A 21,048-nucleotide genomic window follows, 5' to 3' on the forward strand; every position below is an offset into this window, starting at 1 on the left:
GGCTCAGCACTCGATGACGTTGACGGCGAGGCCGCCGCGAGAGGTCTCTTTGTATTTGGTTTTCATGTCGGCGCCGGTTTCTTTCATGGTTTTGATGGCTTTGTCGAGGGATACTTTGTGGCTGCCATCGCCATGCAGGGCAAGGCGGGCGGCGTTGATGGCTTTGACGCTGGCGATGGCGTTGCGTTCGATGCAGGGGATCTGCACCAGGCCGCCCACGGGGTCGCAGGTCAGCCCGAGGTTGTGCTCGATGCCCACTTCGGCGGCGTTTTCCACTTGTTCGGGCGTGCCGCCGAGGACCTCGCACAGGCCCGCGGCCGCCATGGAACAGGCGGAGCCCACTTCGCCCTGGCAGCCCACTTCGGCGCCGGAGATGGAGGCGTTGATCTTGAACAGAATCCCGACGGCGGCTGCGGCGAGGAGGAAGCGGACCACCCCGTCGTCGTTGGCCCCCGGAACAAACTTTACGTAGTAGTGCAGGACGGCAGGCACGATGCCGGCCGCGCCGTTGGTGGGAGCGGTGACAATCCGCCCGCCCGCGGCGTTTTCTTCGTTGACTGCGAGGGCGAACAGGTTGACCCATTCCATCGCCCGGAGCGGATCAGTGACTCCGGTGTCCGCGGTCAGGGTCTGGAATAACGACGGCGCGCGCCGCCTGACGTTGAGTCCGCCGGGGAGGATTCCTTCCGCGGCGCAGCCGTTGTCCACGCACTCGCGCATGACGGCCCAGAGTGCCAGCAGCTTTTCGCGGAGTTCTGCTTCGCTGCGCCAGGTGAGTTCGTTGGCGAGCATCACGTCGGAGATGGACATCCCCTCGCGCCGGCAGATGGCCAGGAGTTGGTCGGCGGTGGTGAACGGGTATGGCAGGGGGGTGTCGTCGGCGACCACACGGTCGGCGGCGTCGGCGTCCCCGTCAACGACGAAGCCGCCGCCGATGGAGTAGAAGCTCCGTTCGCTAAGGACGGTCCCGGTGTGGTCCAGGGCCCGGAATGTCATGCCGTTGGGGTGGGCCGGGAGGGACTTGCGGCGGTGCAGTACTACGTCCTCGTCCCAGTTGAAGTCCACCCGGTGATCCCCGCACACCCACAGTTCGGCGTCGAGGGCCGCTGCGGCCACCTGGTCATCCGCTGTGGTTGTGTCCACGGTTTCGGGGTCCAGCCCCTTGAAGCCCAGGACCACGGCCTTGTCGGAGCCGTGGCCCCGCCCGGTTGCCCCGAGCGAGCCGAACAGTTCGGCCTGCACGCGCTTGGTGGAGCTTAGGTGTCCTTCGCTTTTGAGCCCGTCGGCGAACAGCTTCGCTGCCCGCATCGGGCCGACCGTGTGTGAGGACGAGGGCCCGATGCCAACGGAGAACAGGTCCAGGACGCTGAGGGCCATTTAGGGGACCTCTGGCGAGGCGTACTCGCGCATGGCGTCGAGGAGCCATCGGCCCAGGAAGTCCGCGAAGGAAGCGCGGGGGAAAAGCCGGTAGCTTTGCTCCCCGGTCTTCTGCAGGACCACCGGGATGTTGCCTACCTCGGTGTTCAGGGCCGTTCCCGGGGTGAAGCTGCGCGGGTGCAGGTCCAGGGCACAGCCCTTTTCCAGGACCGCACGGGCCCGGGGGCCGGAGAGTTCGAACGTGGTGCGGTTGGCGGAGAGGTCCACCACCTGGCCCGGGGCGTCGCCCAGCGCTTCCGTGAGGGAACCGATGAGGTTTCCGCCCAGGGAGTCGTGGGCCTGTTCCGGTGCGACCACCAGGAACTCCGAGGGTCCCAGCCAGAGGACGCTGACGCCGTCGGCGCCGCCCACCTCGCCGCAGCGTGCCGGCAGGCTTCCGGTAACGGCGGCGATCCGTGCACCCTCTTCGGACCTGGGGTCTACGCGGACGCCGGCCATGGTCTGGAAGGGGCCCTCCGCCAGGACAACCGTTCCCTCGATGGAGCCCGCCACCAGTGCCGGGGCCAGGTGTGAGGCCGGGCTGCGGCGGATGTCCCGGAGTCCATTGATGCCGTTGAGTGCTGCTGTATTAGCCATCTTTGCGGGTCCCTTCGGGGTCAAAAAGTACGGTTTCTGCCACAACAACATCAACGAGCTGGTCGCCGGCGGCGGCCACCAGGGTCTCGCCGATGCGGTTGCGGCCATTCTTGATCAGGGCCAGCCCGAACGAGCGGCCCAGGGCGGCGCTGTGGTAGCTGGAGGTGACGAAACCCTGCATGGGGACCGGGCCGTAGGCGGGGCTGGTGCTGATGCCCTTTTCCACAAGCTGGGTGCCTTCGGGCAGNCGNAGCGTCCCNTCCACGGGCAGGACGCTGACCAGGTGCTTGCGGTCCTCGCGCTGGGCGTCGGCCCGGGCGTAGGAGCGTTTGCCGATGAAGTCCTTGGCCTTGGAGACGATCCAGTCCATGCCGGCGTCCTGCGGGGTGACGGTGCCGTCGGTGTCCTGCCCGACGATCGGGTAGCCCTTTTCGGCGCGGAGCACGTGCATGGTTTCGGTGCCGTAGGGGGTGATGTTGAATTCGGCCCCGGCAGCGGCCACCGCTTCCCAGGTGTTCAGCCCGTACCAGGACGGCACGTTGATCTCGTAGGCCAGTTCACCGGAGAAGGAGATCCGGCAGACCCGGGCCTGGACGCCGGAGGCGAGCGTGGTTTCGCGGAAGGTCATGAACGGGAAGGCTTCTGCTTCGAGTCCGCCGTCCGCGGCCAGCTCCGGCGCCAGCTTGGCGAGGACCGCCCGGGATTTGGGCCCGACGACGGCAATGGTGGACCACTGTTCGGTCACCGAGGTGCAGTGCACGTCCAGGTCCGGCCATTCGGTCTGCAGCCATTCCTCCAGCCAGTCCAGCACCTTCGCGGCGCCGCCGGTGGTGGTGGTCATGAAGTAGCGGTCCGCGTCCAGGCGCAGGGTCACGCCGTCGTCGAAGATCATGCCGTCCGCCATGCACATCACGCCGTAGCGGGCGGAACCCGGGGCGAGCTTTTTGAACGCGTTGGTGTAGATCCGGTTGAGGAACTCACCGGCGTCCTTGCCGCGGATTTCGATCTTGCCCAGGGTGGTGGCGTCCATAAAACCGACGGAGTCGCGGACGGCGGCGCACTCCCGGAGCACGGCTGCGTCCATGTCCTCCCCGGCCTGCGGGTAGTACCAGGGCCGCTTCCACTGCCCCACGTCCTCGAACAGGGCGCCCTTGGCGACGTGCCACGGGTTGATGGACGTGACGCGGGCGGGGTCGAAGAGTTCGCCGCGCTGGCGTCCGGCGAGTGCCGCGAACGCCACCGGCGTGAACGGTGCACGGTAGGTGGTGGTGCCGATGTCGCCGATACCGCGGGAGGCTTCGCCGGCGGTCCGCAGCGCCGCGGCGATGACGCCGATCGCGTTGACCCCTGAGGTCTTGCCCTGGTCGTTGGCGGTGCTGATCGAGGTGTAGCGCTTGATGTGCTCCACCGAGCGCATCCCGGCCCCGGTGGAGCGCAGGACGTCGGCCACGGACTGGTCGCGCTGGAAGTCCACGAAGTGGTGGTGCCAGTCATCCGGGGTGCCGGTCTGACCGGGTACCAGCCACAGCTGGCGGGTCGGGGCGGAGGCCTTCGGCTCGCCGATGACGGACGGCGTGGTTTCCGAGGCGAAGCCGGCGGCGATGGCAGCCGCTGCTCCCGCGGAGATGCCCTCGGAAAGGACATCCCCGATCTCGAAGCTGCCGCGGCCGGAGCCGATGGTCTGCTGGTTCGGGACCACGGTGCTCGGTACAAAAGCGGCCAGCTCATCGTCCCAGCGCAGCTTGCCCTGGCGCTGGGAGTGGAGGTGGACCAGCGGGCTCCAGCCGCCGGAAACTGCCAGCAGGTCGCAGGCGATTTCCTCGACGCCGGAGGTCAGCGCGCCGTCGTCGCTGATGCTGCGGACCGTGACGGCATTCAGCCGGCCATCGGCGCTGGCAGTCGTGTCCGCCACCGCGCTGCCGATCAGCACGCGGGTGCCGGCTTCAACGGCGGCAGCAGCCACCGGAGTCAGGGTGGGACGGGCGTCGACGACGGCGGCGACCTTGACGCCCGCGGCGCGGAGGTCCGCGGCGAGGGCGTAGGCGCTGTCGTTGGTGGTGCTGATGACGATGCGCTGCCCGGCGGCCACGGCGTAGCGGTTAAGGTAGCTGCGGACGGCCGAGGCGAGCATGATGCCGGGGCGGTCGTTGTTCTCGAAGACCAGGGGCCGTTCGTGGGCGCCGGGAGCCAGCACGACCTGCTTGGCGCGCACGTGCCAGATGCGCTGCCGGGACACGCCGGACGCGGCAGGGCTGGACAGGTGGTCAGTGCGGTTCTGCACGGCGATGACGTAGTTCGCGTCATACGCCCCGAAAGCGGAGGTCCTGTTCAAGACGGTGGATTCGGCACCGGAAACCAGCTCGGCTTCCACGTCGGCCACCCATTCCAGGGCGGGCTTGCCTTCGATGGTCTCGGCCAGCCCGGGCGCGGTGGAACCGGACAGGAGCGATCCGCCCAGCTCGGGCTGGTCGTCCATGAGGATCACGCGGGCGCCGGTGCGGACCGCTTCGCGGGCTGCGGCCAGGCCGGCGGGGCCGCCGCCGATGACCAGGACGTCGGTGTGGACGTACTTCTTGTCGTACTCGGCGCGGTCCTCCTCCGGGTCCAGGCGGCCCAGGCCGTTGAGGAGTTCCGCCTTCAGGCCGTCGACCAGGGTGACGGTGGTGGCGGGGAGCATGGACTCTGCAACGTCGCCGGGGAAGCGCGGGGAGATCTTGACCATGGCGTTGGATTCCTCCACGCCGGCGGACATGATGCCCCGGGGCCGGTCCTCGTACAGCGAGTTGCCGGCGGCGATCCGGCCATTGGCAATCAGGGCCGAGGCGAGCGTGTCGCCGGGGTGGCCGGTGAACTCCTCACCGTCCACGGTGAAACGCCAGGAAATGGTGCGATCGATGCGTCCGCCGGCAGCGAGGCGGGCGTTCTGGGAAGTCACTTGGTTGCTCCCTTCAGGGCGGTGATGCTGGTTGCTGAGGTGCTGGGCGCTGCAGTGCCGGTGGTGGTGCTGTCCGCAGCCAGGCTCGCGGTACCGGATTCCGGGGCTGCCTTTGCCGTCAGGTCAGGCCGGGACGTGCCCATCGGGTAGACGGTCTTGATGTCGTAGGTGACGGTGTCGCGGAGCATGTTGAACCACTGGCGGCAGCCGGTGCTGTGCAGCCAGCGTTCGGCGAAAATGCCCTTGGTGTTTTCCCGGTAGAACAGGAAATGGGCCCATTCCTTGTCGGTCAGTTCGTTCGGGTTTTCCGGGTAGGCCACGTGGGCCTGGCCGCCGTAGTGGAATTCGGTCTCGTCGCGCGAGCCGCAGTTGGGGCAAGAAATGAGGAGCATGTCCGGACTCTCTTCTAGTGGGCCACGGCGGCCGCGCCGTGTTCATCGATCAGGGCGCCGGTTTCGAAGCGTTCCAGCGCAAACGGCTTGTTCAGTTCGTGCGGGGTCCCCGTGGCGATGTTATGGGCAAACGTCAGGCCCGCGGCCGGGGTGCCCTTGAAACCGCCGGTGCCCCAACCACAGTTCACGAACATGTTCTCCACCGGGGTGTTGCCCACGATGGGCGAGGCGTCCAGCGTGGTGTCCACGATCCCGCCCCAGGTCCGGAGCACGTGCGCCCGGGCAAAGATGGGGAAGAGCTCGACAGCGGCGGCCATCTGGTGCTCGATCACGTGGAAGGAGCCGCGCTGGCCGTAGCCGTTGTAGGAGTCCACGCCGGCACCCATCACCAGTTCGCCCTTGTGTGCCTGGGAGACGTACACGTGCACGTGGTTGGACATGACCACCGTGGGGTGGACCGGTTCGTGCAGTTCAGAGACCAACGCCTGCAGCGGGTGGGACTGGATGGGAAGCTCGAAGCCCGCCATTTCGGCCAGCACCGAGCTGTGCCCGGCAGCACACAGGCCCACCTTTTCGGTGTTGATGGTGCCCTGGCTGGTCTTGACGCCCACCACGCGGTTGCCGTCCTTGACGAAGCCGGTGACTTCGCAGTTCTGGATGATATCCACACCGAGCTCGTCGCACTTGCGGGCGAAAGCCCAAGCCACATGGTCATGCTTGGCGATACCCGCACGCGGCTGGTACGTGGCGCCCATCACGGGGTAACGGATATTGTCATTAATGTTCAGGATAGGGCAGAGTTCCTTGACCTGCTGCGGATCCAGCCACTCCGCGTCCACACCGTTGAGCTTGTTCGCCCCAACGCGCCGCACCGCGCTGGCTGAACAGAAAGTCGTACTCGAGCTCCTCCGGCAGGATTTCCCAGAGCTTGAGGGCGTGCTCGTAAATGGCCGCGCTCTCATCCCAGAGATAGTTGGAACGGATGATCGTGGTGTTCCGCGCCATGTTGCCGCCAGCCAGCCAGCCCTTTTCCAGGACAGCGATGTTGGTCATCCCGTGGTTCTTGGCCAGGAAGTACGCGGTAGCCAGGCCATGCCCGCCGCCGCCCACAATCACGGCGTCATAGCTTTTCTTGGGTTCCGGATTCCGCCAGAGGAAATCCGGGTGCTCGGGAAGGAGATCGGCCATCATGCTACCTCGTTCGTGTCAATGGAGAGGTTGGGGTAGAGGGGGAACTTTTCGGCCAGGTTTTCAACCCGCTGCCGGAGTTCTGCTGCCGTCTCCTCGCTGAACTCGCGCTTGAGGGCTGCGGCAATAATGTCGGCTACTTCGGTGAACTCAACTTTGCCGAAGCCACGTGTGGCCAGTGCCGGCGTGCCGATTCGCAGACCGGATGACACCATCGGCGGCCGCGGGTCAAACGGGACGGCATTGCGGTTGACAGTGATGCCGATGCGGTGCAGGCGGTCTTCGCCCTGCTGCCCGTCCAGCTCCGAGTTTCGCAGGTCCACCAGGACCAGGTGCACATCGGTGCCGCCACTGACTACAGTCGCGCCGGACTCGGCAACATCTGCGGCCAGGAGGCGTTCGGCTATGATGCTGGCGCCCTCCAGAGTGCGTTCCTGGCGCTCCCGGAACTCCGGCTCCGCCGCGAGCTTGAAAGCAACAGCCTTTGCCGCGATCACGTGCTCCAAGGGTCCGCCCTGCTGGCCGGGGAAAACCGCGGAGTTAACCTTCTTGGCGATGTCGGCGTCATTCGTCAGGATCACGCCACCGCGGGGGCCGCCAAGTGTCTTATGCGTGGTGCTCGTGACAATGTGGGCGTGCGGCACCGGGTTCGGGTGCAGCCCGGCTGCCACCAGGCCGGCGAAGTGCGCCATGTCCACCATCAGGTACGCGCCCACCAGGTCTGCTATGCGGCGGAACTCCGCGAAATCCAACTGCCGGGAGTAGGCGGACCAGCCAGCGACGATCAGGCGCGGCTTGTTTTCAACGGCGAGGCGCTCCACCTCGGCCATGTCGATCGTCATGGTGTCCTCGCGCACGCCATATGGGACCACCTTGTACAGCTTCCCCGAGAAGTTGATCTTCATGCCGTGGGTCAGGTGGCCACCGTGGGCAAGGTTCAGGCCAAGGATGGTGTCACCGGGCTGGATGAGGGCGAACATCGCCGATGCATTGGCCTGCGCGCCGGAGTGCGGCTGGACGTTAGCGAATTCAGACCCGAACAGTGACTTCAGCCGGTCAATGGCCAACTGCTCAACCACGTCAACGTGCTCGCAGCCTCCGTAGTAGCGCTTGCCCGGGTAGCCCTCGGCATACTTGTTGGTCAGCACAGAGCCCTGCGCCTCCATAACGGCCGTCGGGGCGAAGTTTTCAGAGGCGATCATTTCCAGGGTGCCCTGCTGGCGCAGGAGTTCCTGCTCCACAGCGGCGTGGATCGCAGGATCGGTCTCTGCGAGCGAGCGGGTCAGAACGTCGACCATGATGTCTCCTAATGTTAAACCTAATATCCGGTTGATATATTAGTTGCTGAGCTCAAGTATGCTATCGACGCCGGGGGGGTGTCAACAGGTTTTTGGCTGGTTTCTCCGGCGGAGCCAAGGTTGCGGCGAACCAAGGGTCTTAAACGGCTGAAGCGCAGTCCTTCAGGGCTGCGCTTCATCCTCATGCCCCAGGGTTTGGCCTAGGCGGCGAAAAGAGCTTCGCGCACTGCGCGCTCGAAGCCACTGACGTGCAGCCGGGCGAGCTCCGCGGCCTGGGCCTCATCTCCGTCGATAACCGCACGAAGCAGGTCCACATGCTCGTGCACGTGACGGGACAGGTCAGGAAGGCGATCCAGGACCATGCACCAGATTCGTGTCGCGAGATTGTCATAGCGAATCAGGACATCTTCGAGGTGGGGATTGGCGGCGGCCGCGTAAATGCCTTGGTGCACACGGGCGTCGAGACGCAGGGTTTCAACGACTGAGGCCGCACTTGCGTCGAAAGTCTCGACGGCGCGCATAACAGCCCGCAATTGCTCTCTCATCGACTCCGTGGCCACCCGCGCAGCCCGTGATGCGGCAAGAGGCTCAAGCTGGATCCGGATTTCGGAAATGAACGCAAGATCAGTGACCTCCACCCGCGTCGCGAAGGTACCCCTCCGCGGATAGGAAACTACCAGGCGATCAAGCTCCAGCCGCTTCAGGGCTTCACGCACCGGAGTCCGCCCAACGCCAAGGTCCTTGGCGAGGTCGTCGTCATTGAGGAGGTCGCCGGGCTTGATATCAAGCATCAGTAGCCGGTCCCGGATGCTCTCGTACGCAACATCGGCCAACGACCTCTTTGCCGCATCGGCAATTGCCAGGACTTCAAAAGCCATCGTATGGACCCCTTTTCAATCAAACCAAGAAGGCTATTGACCTCTATCACTGACCAGTATACGCTGATTGCCAGTTCTAATATATCAGTTCCAAAACTTGAAATATATCTAAAGGAGGAGACATGACCCTAGTGGCGACAAACTCATCTACCAGCACGCTGCCTCAGTCGGAGGCCGACGTGAAAGACCAGACACAGAAGTTCGTGCTCACGCTGTCGTGCAGCGAACGCGCCGGCATCGTCCAGGCGGTCACGACCTTTCTCTTTGAGCGTGGCTTTAACATCGACGAACACCAGCAGTTCGATGACGGCCTCCGCCAGACACTGCACCTGCGCACCGCCTTCTCGGGTTCCCCCGAGTACACACCGGAGCGGCTCCAGGAGGAGTTCAGCGCCATTGCGGACCGCTTCGAGATGAAGTTCAGCTTCCATGACCAGACCAAGCAGCGCATCCTGGTCATGGTGTCCAAGTTCGGCCACTGCCTGAACGACCTTCTCTTCCGCTGGCGCGGCGGAAGCCTCGGCGGCGACATCGCCCTTGTCGTTTCCAACCATGAAACCCACCGGGCCATGGCCGAGGCCGCCGGCCTCCCCTTCATCTATCTCCCGGTAACCCCTGAGACAAAGTCAGACGCCGAGCGGCGCCTGCTGGAACTGGTGGACGAGCACAACATCGACCTCGTCGTGCTCGCCCGGTACATGCAGGTACTGTCCGACGACCTCTGCCGCTCCCTGGAAGGTCGGGCTATTAACATCCATCACTCCTTCCTCCCGGGATTCAAGGGTGCACGCCCTTACCACCAGGCCTACGACCGTGGGGTCAAGCTGGTGGGCGCAACGGCCCACTATGTGACCGCCGAACTGGATGAGGGGCCAATCATCGAACAGGAAGTCATCCGGGTCGACCACAGCTACGGACCGAATGCCCTTTCAACAGTCGGAGCGGACGCCGAAGCACTGGCACTCTCCCGCGCCGTGCGGTGGCACTGCGAACACCGGGTGCTGCTGGACCAAACCAGCACCGTAGTGTTCCGCTAAGCACCGCCACCCGCCCAGCAAAGACAACACCCGAAAAAGCAGGAGAAACTACATGGCATCGACGCCAAGCATTGTCATTATCGGAGCTGGAATCGTCGGCACAAACCTGGCCGATGAACTGGTCACCCGGGGTTGGAACAATATCACCGTCCTGGACCAGGGACCGCTGAACATGCCCGGAGGCTCCACGTCCCACGCACCCGGACTTGTCTTTCAGACCAACGCCTCAAAGTCCATGGCGCTCTTCGCCAAGTACACGGTTGAGAAACTTTTGTCCCTGACCGAGGACGGCGTCAGCTGCTTCAACCAGGTCGGCGGACTCGAGATCGCGACCACCGAGACACGCCTCGCCGATCTGAAACGGAAACTCGGCTATGCCGCCGCGTGGGGTATCGACGGCAAGATCCTGACCCGCGCCGAGTGCAAGGAGCTTTACCCGCTCCTGAACGAGGAAGACATCCTTGGCGGTCTCCACGTTCCCAGCGACGGCCTGGCCCGTGCTGCCCGTGCAGTCCAGCTGCTGATCAAGCGCACGGAAGCCGCGGGCGTCAAGTACCTGGGCAACACCACGGTGACGGGTATCGAACAGTCCGGCCGCCGGGTCACCGGTGTCGAGACCTCCGAGGGCACCATCCCTGCCGATATCGTGGTCTCCTGCGCCGGCTTCTGGGGCGCCAAGATCGGCGAAATGATCGGGATGTCAGTCCCCCTCCTCCCGCTGGCCCACCAGTACGTCAAAACCACTCCAGTGCCCGCGCAGAAGGGCAAGAACGATCTGCCCAACGACGCCTCCCTGCCCATCCTGCGGCACCAGGACCAGGACCTCTACTACCGCGAGCACGGCGACCGTTACGGCATCGGTTCCTACGCCCACCGCCCCATGCCCGTGGACCTTGACGAGCTCGGCACGTTCGCACCCGAGACCATCACCGACCACAACATGCCCTCCCGCCTCGACTTCACCTTGGAAGACTTCCTCCCGGCATGGGAGGCCACCAAGCAGATACTGCCGGCACTGCGCGAAAGCGAAATCGAGGACGGCTTCAACGGCATCTTCTCCTTCACCCCCGACGGCGGATCCCTGGTGGGTGAGTCCAAGGAGCTGGACGGCTTCTTCGTCGCCGAAGCCGTGTGGGTCACCCACTCGGCCGGCATCGCCCGCGCTGTTGCTGAGTTGCTGACCACCGGAAAGTCGGAGATCGATCTGGGTGATTGCGATATTCACCGCTTCGAAGAGGTCCAGTTGACCCCCGAATACGTGAGCGAAACGTCACAGCAGAACTTCGTGGAAATCTACGATGTCATGCACCCGCTCCAGCCCAAGCTTTCCCCCCGCAACCTCCGCGTGAGCCCGTTCCACGCACGCCACAAGCAGCTGGGCGGGTACTTCCTGGAGGGCGGCGGATGGGAGCGTCCCTACTGGTTCGAAGCCAACGCCGAACTGCTCAAGGAGATGCCTGACGAATGGCAGCCGCCGGCACGTGACGCCTGGTCCGGGATGTTCAGCTCGCCCATCGCCGCCGCCGAAGCCTGGAAGACCCGCACCGCGGTGGCTATGTACGACATGACCCCCCTCAAGCGCCTTGAGGTCTCCGGCCCCGGAGCCATGAGGCTGCTGCAGGAGCTGACTACTGCCGACATGACCAAGAAGCCGGGCGCCGTCACTTACACCCTCCTGCTGGACCACGCCGGCGGGATCCGAAGCGATATCACCGTGGCCCGCCTGAGCGAAGACACCTTCCAGCTCGGAGCCAATGGAAACATCGACACGGCCTACTTTGAGCGGGCCGCACGCCACCAGACGGAAAACGGCAGCGCCCGCGACTGGGTCCAGGTGCGCGACACCACCGGCGGGACATGCTGCATCGGCTTGTGGGGACCTCTCGCCCGCGACCTGATCAGCACGGTCAGCAGCGACGACTTCTCCAACGACGGTCTCCGCTATTTCCGGGCAAAGAAGGTTGTCATCGGCGGCGTCAGCGTGACCGCGATGCGCTTGTCCTACGTCGGCGAGCTGGGCTGGGAGCTGTACACGAGTGCAGACAACGGCCAGCGCCTCTGGGATACCCTGTGGAAGGCCGGTCAGCCTCACGGCGTCATCGCCGCGGGCCGGGCCGCGTTCAGCTCGCTGCGCCTGGAAAAGGGCTACCGTTCGTGGGGCACCGACATGACCACCGAGCATGACCCCCTGGAAGCCGGCCTCGGGTTCGCCGTCAAGATGACCAAGGAAAACTTCGTCGGAAAGGCCGCCTTGGAGGGCCGGACCGAGGAGAACTCCGCCCGCCTCCTTCGCTGCCTGACGGTCGACGACGGGCGTAGCATCGTGCTGGGCAAGGAACCGGTCTTCTACAAGGACCAGGCAGTCGGCTACGTCACCAGTGCCGCCTACGGTTACACCGTCGCCAAGCCGATCGCCTACGCGTACCTCCCGGCCACTGTGTCCATTGGTGACTCGGTCGAGATCGAGTACTTCGGACGGCGCATCCAGGCCACCGTCACCGCAGATCCTCTGTACGACCCGACGATGTCCAGGCTCCGCGGCTAAACCCGCCACACCGCTCAAGGGCACGCGGCCCGGACTCACACTTTCGCAACCAGAGTCCGGGCCGCTGCTTTCCTTGGCCCGTCCCATGCCCCAGGCCAGCCGAGTAGAGCTTCAGCACAGGAAGACACATGATCAGTTCAGAGAATATAAACGATTACCTCGCCAGGCTTGCCTCGCGGGAACCTACTCCAGGCGGCGGCGCAGCTGCCGCGCTCCACGCCGCCCAGGGGGCAGCGCTCGTCGCCATGGTGGCCAGATACACCACCGGCTTGAAATACGAGCAGCATGCCGAACTCGTCCAAAGGATCATCAGCGCCGCCGACGGCCTGGTCGTCGAAGCCCTGCGCCTGGCGGACGCGGACGAACATGCGTTCCAAGGCGTCATCGACTCGTACAAACTTCCGTCCGGGACCGATGACCTCAAGGCCGCACGGACGGTGTCCATCCAGGATGCGCTCATCCTGGCCGCACAAACCCCCGCACAGCTCATCAAGCTCGCCGGCGCCATCCTGGATCTTGCCACGGAACTTTTCGAGGTCGCGAACGCCAATGTGATCAGCGACATCGCTGCTGCCGCCGACGCTGCCCGCGCAGCCGCAAGCACCGCCCGGGTGAACATCGACATTAACGTGGTGGCCATCAAAGACGCCGCGGCCCGTTCGCTGTTGGCGGATCAAACCGACGGCCTCGAGGAAAAGGTCATCCTGGCGGCAGACTCCCTCGTGGGGCGCGTGCGTGGAAGGATTCTCGGTTGAGCGCCGTACTTCTCTCAGGAAAAGCGCTGGCAAAGACCATTCAGCAGCGGGCGCACCATGAGGCCCGGGAGCTCGAAGCCGACGGGTCACGCCCCACACTCGCCGTGGTTGTGGCCACCGATGACGGCTCCACCCACTGGTATGTCCGGTCCATCGAACGGGCCGCAGAAAGCGCCGCCATCAGTTGCCGGATCGTGGACCTTGGCCCCTATGCCACCGGACAGGTCCTGGCCTCAGTCCTGAAGGACCTCAGCGAGGATCCATCCGTTCATGGCATCATCCTCCAGACGCCCCTGCCTCCAGGCGTGGGAACGGATGAGCTGGTGGGGCATATTGCCCCGGGGAAGGACATCGATGGCGCGAACCCTTTGAGCCTTGGCCGCATGGCCGTTGGCCAGCCCTCATTCGCACCTGCCACGGCCCGGGCCGTGATCGAGATCCTGGACCACTTCGAAATCCCGCTGGCAGGCCGGAATGTGGTCGTCATTGGCCGTTCCGCCGTAGTGGGAAAGCCGCTGTCCCTGCTGCTGCTGGAGCGCGACGCCGCGGTCACCGTCTGCCACTCCCGGTCAGGTCCGTTGGAGAAATACACCAAGGCCGCCGACGTCGTGGTCGTGGCAGCCGGGCGTACAGGTCTCCTGAACGGCGGCCATGTCTCGTCCGAGGCGGTGGTGATTGACGTCGGCACCAACGTCCTTCCTGACGGATCCCTCGTGGGGGATGTCGACGTGGCCAGCGTGCGGGGCATCGCCGCGGCGATGACTCCGGTCCCGGGTGGCGTGGGCTCCGTCACCACATCACTGCTGCTTCTGCACACAACCGAAGCCGCGCGGGAACAGTCGCGTGCTTTGGTCCCGGGAACCGCCGGATGATCCACCGCGGGCACAACTGCCACCCCGCAGAACCCGTTGTCGTATCCATCGAAGGCGTGGACGCGCCTGAAGGGCTGGCATTTGTGTCCGCGTTGGTGCGCCTGATGAATTCCTTCTGTGCGGTGCGGGTTCAAGCCGACGGGAATGGCTGCAGGCTGCCGAGGCCCTCGCGCAGCTTCCCGCCCTCGCCACAGTTCAAGGTTTGCGGCAACTGACCGCCACCCGGTCCTTCACTGTGTTTCGCTTGCGGACTATCCGGATCCGGAAGCAGCCTTCCACGAGTTCTACAGGCTGTCCAGCCATCGCGTCTGGCTGGACAGCTCGAACTCGGCAACGGATGCCGTGGCAGGACGTAACCGCTACAGCATCATGGCTGACGATTCCGGCAGCCGGGGAAAGAGGGCACAACATGTGAACGGTGTGACCACCGTGGAATCAAGGCTGGTAAGCACCCGAATTTCGGGTCCCTTCTTCAGCTGGCTGGACCGGAGTTGGTGCAGCGGTCCGGCAACGGATCAGGCTCTTCCGCCCGGGCTGAATTTCGCCCTCGGCTGGCTCGGCTACCTGGGCTACGAGCTCAAGCGCGAGTCCGGTGGGAGTGCATTGGAATCACCGCTGCCGGGTGCCTCACTGATCCGCAGCAGCCGGGCCGTGGTGTTCGACCATAAGGCGCGGTGCGGTGTACCTTCTGGCGGAAGCCGGCGCGGAAGGCCGGCAACGGTGCAGAAACGCCGCCCTCCGGATCGGCCGCCTGCCTGCCGATGTCAGGCCCCCAGCAACGGGTTGCCGGCCCTGCAGTTTGGCGCCGCTGACACCGCCGGCGCCTACCTGCGCAAGGTCGCTGCGGCCCCGGACGAAATCACGCAGGGAAACTCCTACGAGGTCTGTCTCACGACGCAGATCTTCAGCAACCTCCACAAGGGCATAGATCCGTGGGAGTTTTACCGGCGGCTCCGCCGGGCCAGCCCGGCGCCGTTTGCAAGCCTCGTCCAGCTCGGCCCCGTAACCATCGCGAGCTCTTCGCCGGAGCGGTTCCTTAGTATCACCGCAGACGGTCGCGTCCGCGCCGAACCTATTAAGGGAACGCGACGACGGGACGCGTCACCGAAGGCAGACAGGCGCCTGAAGCATGCGACGTGGAGACTTACGCAACAGTGCACCAACTTGTGAGCACCGTCGAAGCCACGATTGCCCATGGCCAGCCACGGGCGGCTGTCGTGGCTGCTGCCCATCCTCCCGGCTCGATGACCGGGGCTCCCAAGATCAGCAGCATGGACATCCTGGACGAATTGGAATCCGGACCGCGCGGGCCCTATTCAGGTGTGGTCGGCCGCTTTTCCCCCAACGGTGCCGCGGACCTGTCGGTGACCATTCGCAGCGCCGTCTTTCAGAATTCACCCGCCGGTGGGCAGCGGCTGTCCCTGGGGATCTGCGGGGCCATCACAGCGGACTCCGAGCCCGATGATGAGCTGGCAGAGATCCACACCAAGGCCACCGCTATCCTTGGAGTTTTTGGGGCCGCTTTCCCCACATGAGCCTGTTCTGGGTGTGTCCTGGGCCGGCCTACAGCACAGCCCTGATGAGCTTTTCGAAATCGGTGACGTGCTGGGTGGTCAACCGCGCAGCAGCTTCGGAGTCCCCAGCCGCGATGCATTCGAGAAGCTCAATATGCTGGGCAATATGCTGGAACACCGGCGGGAGCTTTTCCAGCACCAGGCTCCAAATCCGCGTTGCCAGATTGTCGTAACGAATCAGGACATCTTGAAGGTGCCGGCTTCCCGTGGCGCGATAGATCGTCCGGTGTACCCGCATGTCCAGGCGCATGAGGTCCTGCTGCGACTGCATCCCTGGCAGCAGGAGCTCTACTTCCCGTGCAAAGTCCCTAAGCTCCTGCCGAAGCTGCGGCGACGCAATCTTTGCAGCCCGCGCAGCTGCCGCAGGTTCCAGGAGGTGGCGAATCTCGGAGATCTCAGCCAGATCTTTAATGTCCACGCCCGCGGCGAACGTTCCACGCCGCGGATAGGCCACCACCAAATGGTCGCTCTCAAGCCGCTTCATAGCTTCGCGGATGGGCGTTCGGCCGACACCGAGACGCCTGGAGATTACTTCATCGTTGAGGGGCTCACCCGGCTTGATGTCCAGAACGATTAATTCATCGCACAACACCCTGTAGGCGAAGTCGGCAAAGGATTCGTCGTCCTGCCTCTGCGGCACTGAGGACCCCACCGCCTCCGCCGGTAATCCGCCAGCGTTTAACATTTTCAAGTCTCCTCCGATACGCGTCCGAGCCTTGACGCCCCGGGTTCCCAGTACATAGTATTCCTATAACTGATATATCAATACGTAAACATAAGAATGTCAAGAGCGCCACTGCCTACCGAAGTGGATGGCGGGCTCCGGCAGGGGCCGGATACACAACGGCAAGGGATCCGCCTCTCTGCCGGTTTTCACGTCTACACCTTCACCGACCTAGGCCGCTTGCCCGGCCTCCTGGACAGCATGCACAGGCTGCAGGAGGCCTCCTCAAAGCCACCGAGCAAACCAGCCCGCTGTTTCCTGCCAGATCTGAACGGAAGATTACATGGCTTCAAAAGCCCCCCTACATAACATCGACGAGTCAAAGCTGACCGTCACCAAACCCAAGACCAAGGCCGTCGGCATCCCCGCGGTGGTGAACTCGCTGAAGATCTCACTCGAGCAAATGGGTCCGCTGCGCAGCGTCCAAACGCTGCTGGCAGTCAACCAGGTCGACGGGTTCGACTGCATGGGCTGCGCATGGCCCGAACACGAAAAGCGCAACGCAGCCGAGTTCTGCGAAAATGGCGCGAAGGCTGTGGCCGAGGAGGGCACACGCCGCCGCGTCACCCCCGAGTTCTTCGCCAAACACTCCATCGAGGACCTGAAAACGCGGGACGACTACTGGCTGGGCCAGCAGGGCCGGCTGACCCACCCAATGCTTTTGTCCGAGGGAGCCACGCACTACATACCCATTGAATGGGACGCAGCCTATGAGCTGATCGCCCGGGAAATGAAAGAAATGGACCATCCCGACCAGGCCGTTTTTTACACTTCCGGGCGGACCTCAAATGAAGCCGCTTTCCTCTACCAGCTCCTTGTGCGGGGACTGGGCACCAATAATCTCCCCGATTGCTCCAACATGTGCCACGAGTCCACGGGTTCAGCCCTCGTTGAAACCATCGGCATCGGCAAGGGCTCGGTCAGCCTCGCCGACCTGGAGACAGCCTCACTGATCTTCGTTGCCGGGCAGAATCCAGGCACTAACCACCCGCGCATGCTCAGCGCCCTGGAAAAAGCGAAGAAGAACGGCGCCGTCATCATCTCCGTCAACCCGCTTCCCGAGGCCGGGCTCCTGCGGTTCGAGAATCCACAGACGATCTCCGGAACGCTCGTGGGCACGCAACTGACCGACGACTTCCTGCAGATCCGGGCCGGTGGGGATCAGGCCCTTTTCCAGGGGCTTGGCAAATACCTCCTCGAGGCGGAGGCGCACGGGAGGAAGACCCCGGGACTGGCTACGGTTCTGGACCACGAATTCATCAATAACCACACCGTGGGCATCAACGAATACCTGCGGCACCTCGAAAAGGTCCAGTGGAGTGAAATAGTAGAAGCCACGGGCCTGAGTTTGGAGCAGATCAAGGCCACGGGCGAACGCCTGCTCGCCTCCAGTGCCACCATCGTCTGCTGGGCCATGGGCCTAACCCAGCACAAACACTCAGTCCCCACGCTCCGGGACGTCGTCAACGTGCTGCTTCTCCAAGGCAACATCGGTAAGCCCGGAGCAGGAGTATGCCCTGTCCGTGGCCACTCGAACGTTCAGGGCGACCGCACCATGGGCATCTTCGAAAAGATGCCAGAGGCGTTCCACGACAAGCTGGACCGGGAGTTCGAGTTTATTTCCCCTCGCAAGCACGGCTACGACACCGTTGCGGCGATTCGTGCCATGCGGGATGGCAAAGTCCGCGTCTTCATTGGAATGGGTGGAAACTTCGTCCGTGCGGCCCCGGATTCCGAGGTCACGGAGCGGGCATTGGCCAACACAGACCTGACGGTACAGATCTCCACGAAGCTGAACCATTCCCACGTGTCCACCGGCCGACGCGCGCTGATCCTCCCAACGCTGGGTCGGACCGAAAAGGACGCGCAGCACACCGGGGACCAGAGGGTGACGGTGGAAGACTCGATGAGCGCCGTCCATGCGTCCCGCGGACGCATTAAGCCGGCCAGCGAGCACCTCCACTCAGAAGTGGCCATAGTGTGCAACCTCGCCCATAAGCTCTTCACCGACAATGACAACCTCCCGCTGCCCAACACGCCTAACGCTGCCTGGCTCTCGATGAAAGACGACTACTCCCTGATCCGGAAACACATCGAGGCGGTCATCGAGGGCTTCGAAAATTTCGAGGAGCGGATCCAGCACCCTGGCGGCTTTGTCCTCCCTCATCCTCCGCGGGACGCCAGAGAGTTCGGGACCGCGTCGGGCAAGGCCCACTTCACCGGCAATGAGCTGGAATTCATCAAAGTACCCGACGGGCGGTTGGTCCTTCAGACTCTGCGCTCACATGACCAGTACAACACCACCATCTACGGCAAGGATGACAGGTACCGCGGTATCCACGGCGGGCGGCGGGTGGTTCTTGTCAACAAGGCTGACATCGCTGAGCTGGGCTTTCGCGACGGTGAGATGGTTCATTTGATTTCCGAGTTTCGCGGGACAGAGCGGCGGGCCGACAACTTCCGGATCGTTTCGTACTCGACACCGAAGGGCTGTGCGGCAGCGTACTACCCGGAGACCAACGTGCTCGTGCCGCTCGATTCGGTAGCTGACACCAGCGGTACACCGACATCCAAGTCCGTCATCGTGCGGCTGGAACGGGCCGACGCGTGAGCGCCGACATGACGACGGTAACCGCGTCCACGGGTGTGGACGGGCCGCGGGTTGAGCAGGCCGTCCGCGAATATCTACTTGCGATCGGAGAAGACCCGGACAGGCCAGGGCTCGTGGATACGCCCGCCCGGGTAGCCCGGGCCGCTACAGAGATATTTGGCGGCCTTCATGAGGACCCCCTGGCCGTGCTGGATAAGACCTTTGACCTTGGGCACGGAGAAATGGTCATCGTCAAGGACATCCCCTTCTACTCCACCTGCGAGCACCACCTGGTGCCGTTCCACGGCGTAGCCCACGTTGGCTACATCCCATCGGCTGAGGGACTCGTCACGGGACTGAGCAAGCTGGCCCGGCTCGTCGATGTCTTTGCACGCAGGCCACAGGTCCAGGAGCGGCTGACAACCCAGGTCGTTGATGCGCTGGTCAGTTCGCTGCGGCCCCTGGGTGCCATTGTCGTAGTCGAGTGCGAGCATCTCTGCATGTCGATGCGCGGTGTCCGCAAGCCCGGGGCCAAGACCATCACTTCAGCCGTCCGCGGGGAGCTCCGTCTGCCGGCAGCCCGGGCTGAGGCGCTCAGCCTGATACACGGGCGCTAAGAAATCTCTGGACACACACCCAGTCCTGCAATACGATGTAACTGATATATCTTTACCGGCGAGCGGACATATCAGTACAATTTGGGGGATAACCATGTCTGACATCACCAAAGCCGGAACCGTCATCGGCGCGATGGGCGTCGGCGGCAGAACTGTCGAAAATGATCAGACGGTCGCATCCACAGGAGCTGCGGCCCAGAGCCCGCGTCCGCATCCCGGATGGTCCGTCCCGCTCCCGTGAACGGTGCTTCGATGGTCTGAACCCCGGAGAGGTACCCCATCGAAGCATCGCTTTCGGGTGGCGGGGCAAGACCCGATTCAAGTTACGTCAGCAACTGTCAAAGGAGTGTCCATGTCAGGAAACAGAGCAGTCGCCTACAAGGAACCCGGTGTCGTCGAAATCATCAATACCGACTACCCGACGTTCGAACTCAAGGATGGACCCGGCGTCAATCCAGCCAACGTAGGCCGGAAGGTGCCACACGGTGTGGTTCTCCGCACCGTGACTACCAACATCTGCGGCTCGGACCAGCACATGGTACGCGGGCGCACAACGGCCCCCCCGAACCTGGTGCTGGGACACGAGATCACCGGCGAGGTGGTAGAAGTCGGTCCCGATGTGGAATTCATCAAGGTCGGCGATATCGTCTCCGTGCCATTCAACATCTCCTGTGGCCGATGCCGGAACTGCAAGGAAGGCAAGACCGGGATCTGTCTCAACGTCAACCCAGACCGGCCGGGCAGCGCTTACGGATACGTGGACATGGGTGGCTGGGTGGGTGGTCAAGCCGAATACGTGCTGGTCCCCTACGCTGACTGGAACCTGCTGAGGTTCCCGGACCGCGACCAGGCTCTGGAAAAGATCATGGACCTGACCATGCTTTCAGATATCTTCCCCACCGGATTTCACGGAGCCGTCACCGCCGGCGTGGGCGTGGGATCCACCGTTTACATCGCCGGCGCCGGCCCGGTCGGCTTGGCCGCCGCCGTCGGCGCCCAACTGCTTGGGGCGGCAGTCGTGATTATCGGCGACATGAACGAGGACCGCCTGGCGCAGGCCCGTTCGTTCGGATGCGAAACCGTGAACGTGTCCAACGGAGACCCCAAGGATCAAATCGACCAGATCCTGGGCGTTCCAGAAGTGGACTGCGCCGTGGATGCCGTCGGTTTCGAAGCCCGCGGCCACGGGAAGGATGCCTCCCACGAAGCCCCGGCAACCGTGTTGAACTCCCTCATGGACATTACCGCTGCAGGTGGTGCATTGGGTATCCCCGGCCTGTACGTCACCGGAGATCCGGGTGGAATTGACGATGCAGCCAAGCACGGCTCCCTCTCGCTGTCCCTCGGCACCGGCTGGGCAAAGTCCCTGTCCTTCACCACCGGCCAGTGCCCGGTCATGAAGTACAACCGCCAACTGATGATGGCCATCCTGTATGACAAGGTCCAGATCGCCAAGGCAGTTAACGCCAAGGCGATACCGCTGGAGGAAGCACCGCGCGGCTACGCGGAATTCGACGCCGGCGCAGCAACCAAGTTTGTTTTGAACCCGAACGGATACGTCAAAGCCTAAACACAACGGTGGATAACCGGGGACTGAAGGTTTTGCACAACGTGGTGCAAAACCTTCAGT

General features: G+C 63.8%; 15 protein-coding genes and 2 pseudogenes. 9 read left to right on the forward strand and 8 right to left on the reverse strand.

The features are described from left to right. Positions 1 to 3 precede the first annotated feature (3 nt). From DAD99_RS07835 to DAD99_RS07865, 7 genes and pseudogenes are all read right to left on the reverse strand, one after another. A complete protein-coding gene (locus DAD99_RS07835; RefSeq protein ID WP_193341063.1) occupies positions 4 to 1,377 on the reverse strand; it encodes an L-serine ammonia-lyase in 1,374 nt (457 codons plus the stop codon). Continuing rightward, positions 1,378 to 2,013, reverse strand: coding sequence for a sarcosine oxidase subunit gamma (locus DAD99_RS07840; protein WP_193341064.1), 636 nt, complete (start codon positions 2,011 to 2,013; stop codon positions 1,378 to 1,380). It abuts the gene before it with no gap. Continuing rightward, on the reverse strand, positions 2,006 to 4,948 hold the full coding sequence (locus DAD99_RS07845; protein ID WP_193341065.1) for a 2Fe-2S iron-sulfur cluster-binding protein: 2,943 nt from the start codon (positions 4,946 to 4,948) through the stop codon (positions 2,006 to 2,008). Before DAD99_RS07845 ends, DAD99_RS07840 begins: the two co-directional genes overlap by 8 nt. Then, a complete protein-coding gene (locus DAD99_RS07850; protein WP_193341066.1) occupies positions 4,945 to 5,340 on the reverse strand; it encodes a sarcosine oxidase subunit delta in 396 nt (131 codons plus the stop codon). Before DAD99_RS07850 ends, DAD99_RS07845 begins: the two co-directional genes overlap by 4 nt. Before the next feature lie 14 nt (positions 5,341 to 5,354). Then, positions 5,355 to 6,531, reverse strand: a pseudogene (locus DAD99_RS07855) (sarcosine oxidase subunit beta family protein). Beyond that, positions 6,528 to 7,826 carry a serine hydroxymethyltransferase gene (gene glyA / locus DAD99_RS07860; RefSeq protein ID WP_193341067.1) on the reverse strand — a complete coding sequence of 433 codons (1,299 nt, stop codon included), beginning with the start codon at positions 7,824 to 7,826 and terminating at the stop codon, positions 6,528 to 6,530. The pseudogene DAD99_RS07855 and the gene glyA overlap by 4 nt, the downstream one beginning before the upstream one ends. Before the next feature lie 200 nt (positions 7,827 to 8,026). Further along, the gene (locus DAD99_RS07865) at positions 8,027 to 8,704 is read right to left on the reverse strand and encodes a GntR family transcriptional regulator (protein WP_193341068.1); all 678 of its coding nucleotides are present in this window, start codon (positions 8,702 to 8,704) and stop codon (positions 8,027 to 8,029) included. 122 nt (positions 8,705 to 8,826) lie between these two features. Here DAD99_RS07865 and purU point away from each other — a divergent pair, with 122 nt between their 5' ends. The 5 genes and pseudogenes from purU to DAD99_RS07890 all read left to right on the forward strand — a co-directional run bounded on the left by purU (position 8,827) and on the right by DAD99_RS07890 (position 15,448). Beyond that, positions 8,827 to 9,741, forward strand: coding sequence for a formyltetrahydrofolate deformylase (gene purU, locus DAD99_RS07870; protein ID WP_193341069.1), 915 nt, complete (start codon positions 8,827 to 8,829; stop codon positions 9,739 to 9,741). A 52-nt stretch (positions 9,742 to 9,793) separates the two neighbouring features. Further along, complete coding sequence (locus DAD99_RS07875; protein WP_193341070.1) at positions 9,794 to 12,286, forward strand: FAD-dependent oxidoreductase; 2,493 nt, start codon at positions 9,794 to 9,796, stop codon at positions 12,284 to 12,286. A gap of 128 nt (positions 12,287 to 12,414) precedes the next feature. Beyond that, positions 12,415 to 13,041 (forward strand): cyclodeaminase/cyclohydrolase family protein, encoded by a 627-nt coding sequence (locus tag DAD99_RS07880; protein WP_193341071.1) that lies wholly within the window; start codon positions 12,415 to 12,417, stop codon positions 13,039 to 13,041. Next, positions 13,038 to 13,913, forward strand: a complete 876-nt coding sequence (locus tag DAD99_RS07885; RefSeq protein WP_193341072.1) for a bifunctional 5,10-methylenetetrahydrofolate dehydrogenase/5,10-methenyltetrahydrofolate cyclohydrolase — start codon at positions 13,038 to 13,040, stop codon at positions 13,911 to 13,913. Before DAD99_RS07880 ends, DAD99_RS07885 begins: the two co-directional genes overlap by 4 nt. 144 nt (positions 13,914 to 14,057) lie before the next feature. Continuing rightward, positions 14,058 to 15,448: pseudogene (locus DAD99_RS07890) on the forward strand (chorismate-binding protein). Between the two features lie 28 nt (positions 15,449 to 15,476). Here DAD99_RS07890 and DAD99_RS07900 read toward each other — a convergent pair. Next, the gene (locus DAD99_RS07900; RefSeq protein WP_193341075.1) at positions 15,477 to 16,172 is read right to left on the reverse strand and encodes a GntR family transcriptional regulator; all 696 of its coding nucleotides are present in this window, start codon (positions 16,170 to 16,172) and stop codon (positions 15,477 to 15,479) included. Positions 16,173 to 16,494: 322 nt separating this feature from the next. Between DAD99_RS07900 and DAD99_RS07905 the strand changes: the two genes are divergently transcribed. The 4 genes from DAD99_RS07905 (at position 16,495) to fdhA (ending at position 20,988) form a co-directional block, all read left to right on the forward strand. Next, positions 16,495 to 18,822 (forward strand): FdhF/YdeP family oxidoreductase, encoded by a 2,328-nt coding sequence (locus DAD99_RS07905; protein ID WP_193341076.1) that lies wholly within the window; start codon positions 16,495 to 16,497, stop codon positions 18,820 to 18,822. 8 nt (positions 18,823 to 18,830) lie between these two features. Beyond that, a complete protein-coding gene (gene folE / locus DAD99_RS07910) occupies positions 18,831 to 19,418 on the forward strand; it encodes a GTP cyclohydrolase I FolE (RefSeq protein ID WP_193341077.1) in 588 nt (195 codons plus the stop codon). Positions 19,419 to 19,512: 94 nt separating this feature from the next. After that, a complete protein-coding gene (locus DAD99_RS07915; protein ID WP_193341078.1) occupies positions 19,513 to 19,659 on the forward strand; it encodes a hypothetical protein in 147 nt (48 codons plus the stop codon). A 111-nt stretch (positions 19,660 to 19,770) separates the two neighbouring features. Further along, complete coding sequence (fdhA, locus tag DAD99_RS07920; protein WP_193341079.1) at positions 19,771 to 20,988, forward strand: formaldehyde dehydrogenase, glutathione-independent; 1,218 nt, start codon at positions 19,771 to 19,773, stop codon at positions 20,986 to 20,988. Positions 20,989 to 21,048: the final 60 nt, after the last annotated feature.

The sequence above is a fragment of the Pseudarthrobacter sp. AB1 genome (assembly GCF_014926485.1).
Taxonomy (GTDB): Bacteria; Actinomycetota; Actinomycetes; order Actinomycetales; family Micrococcaceae; genus Arthrobacter.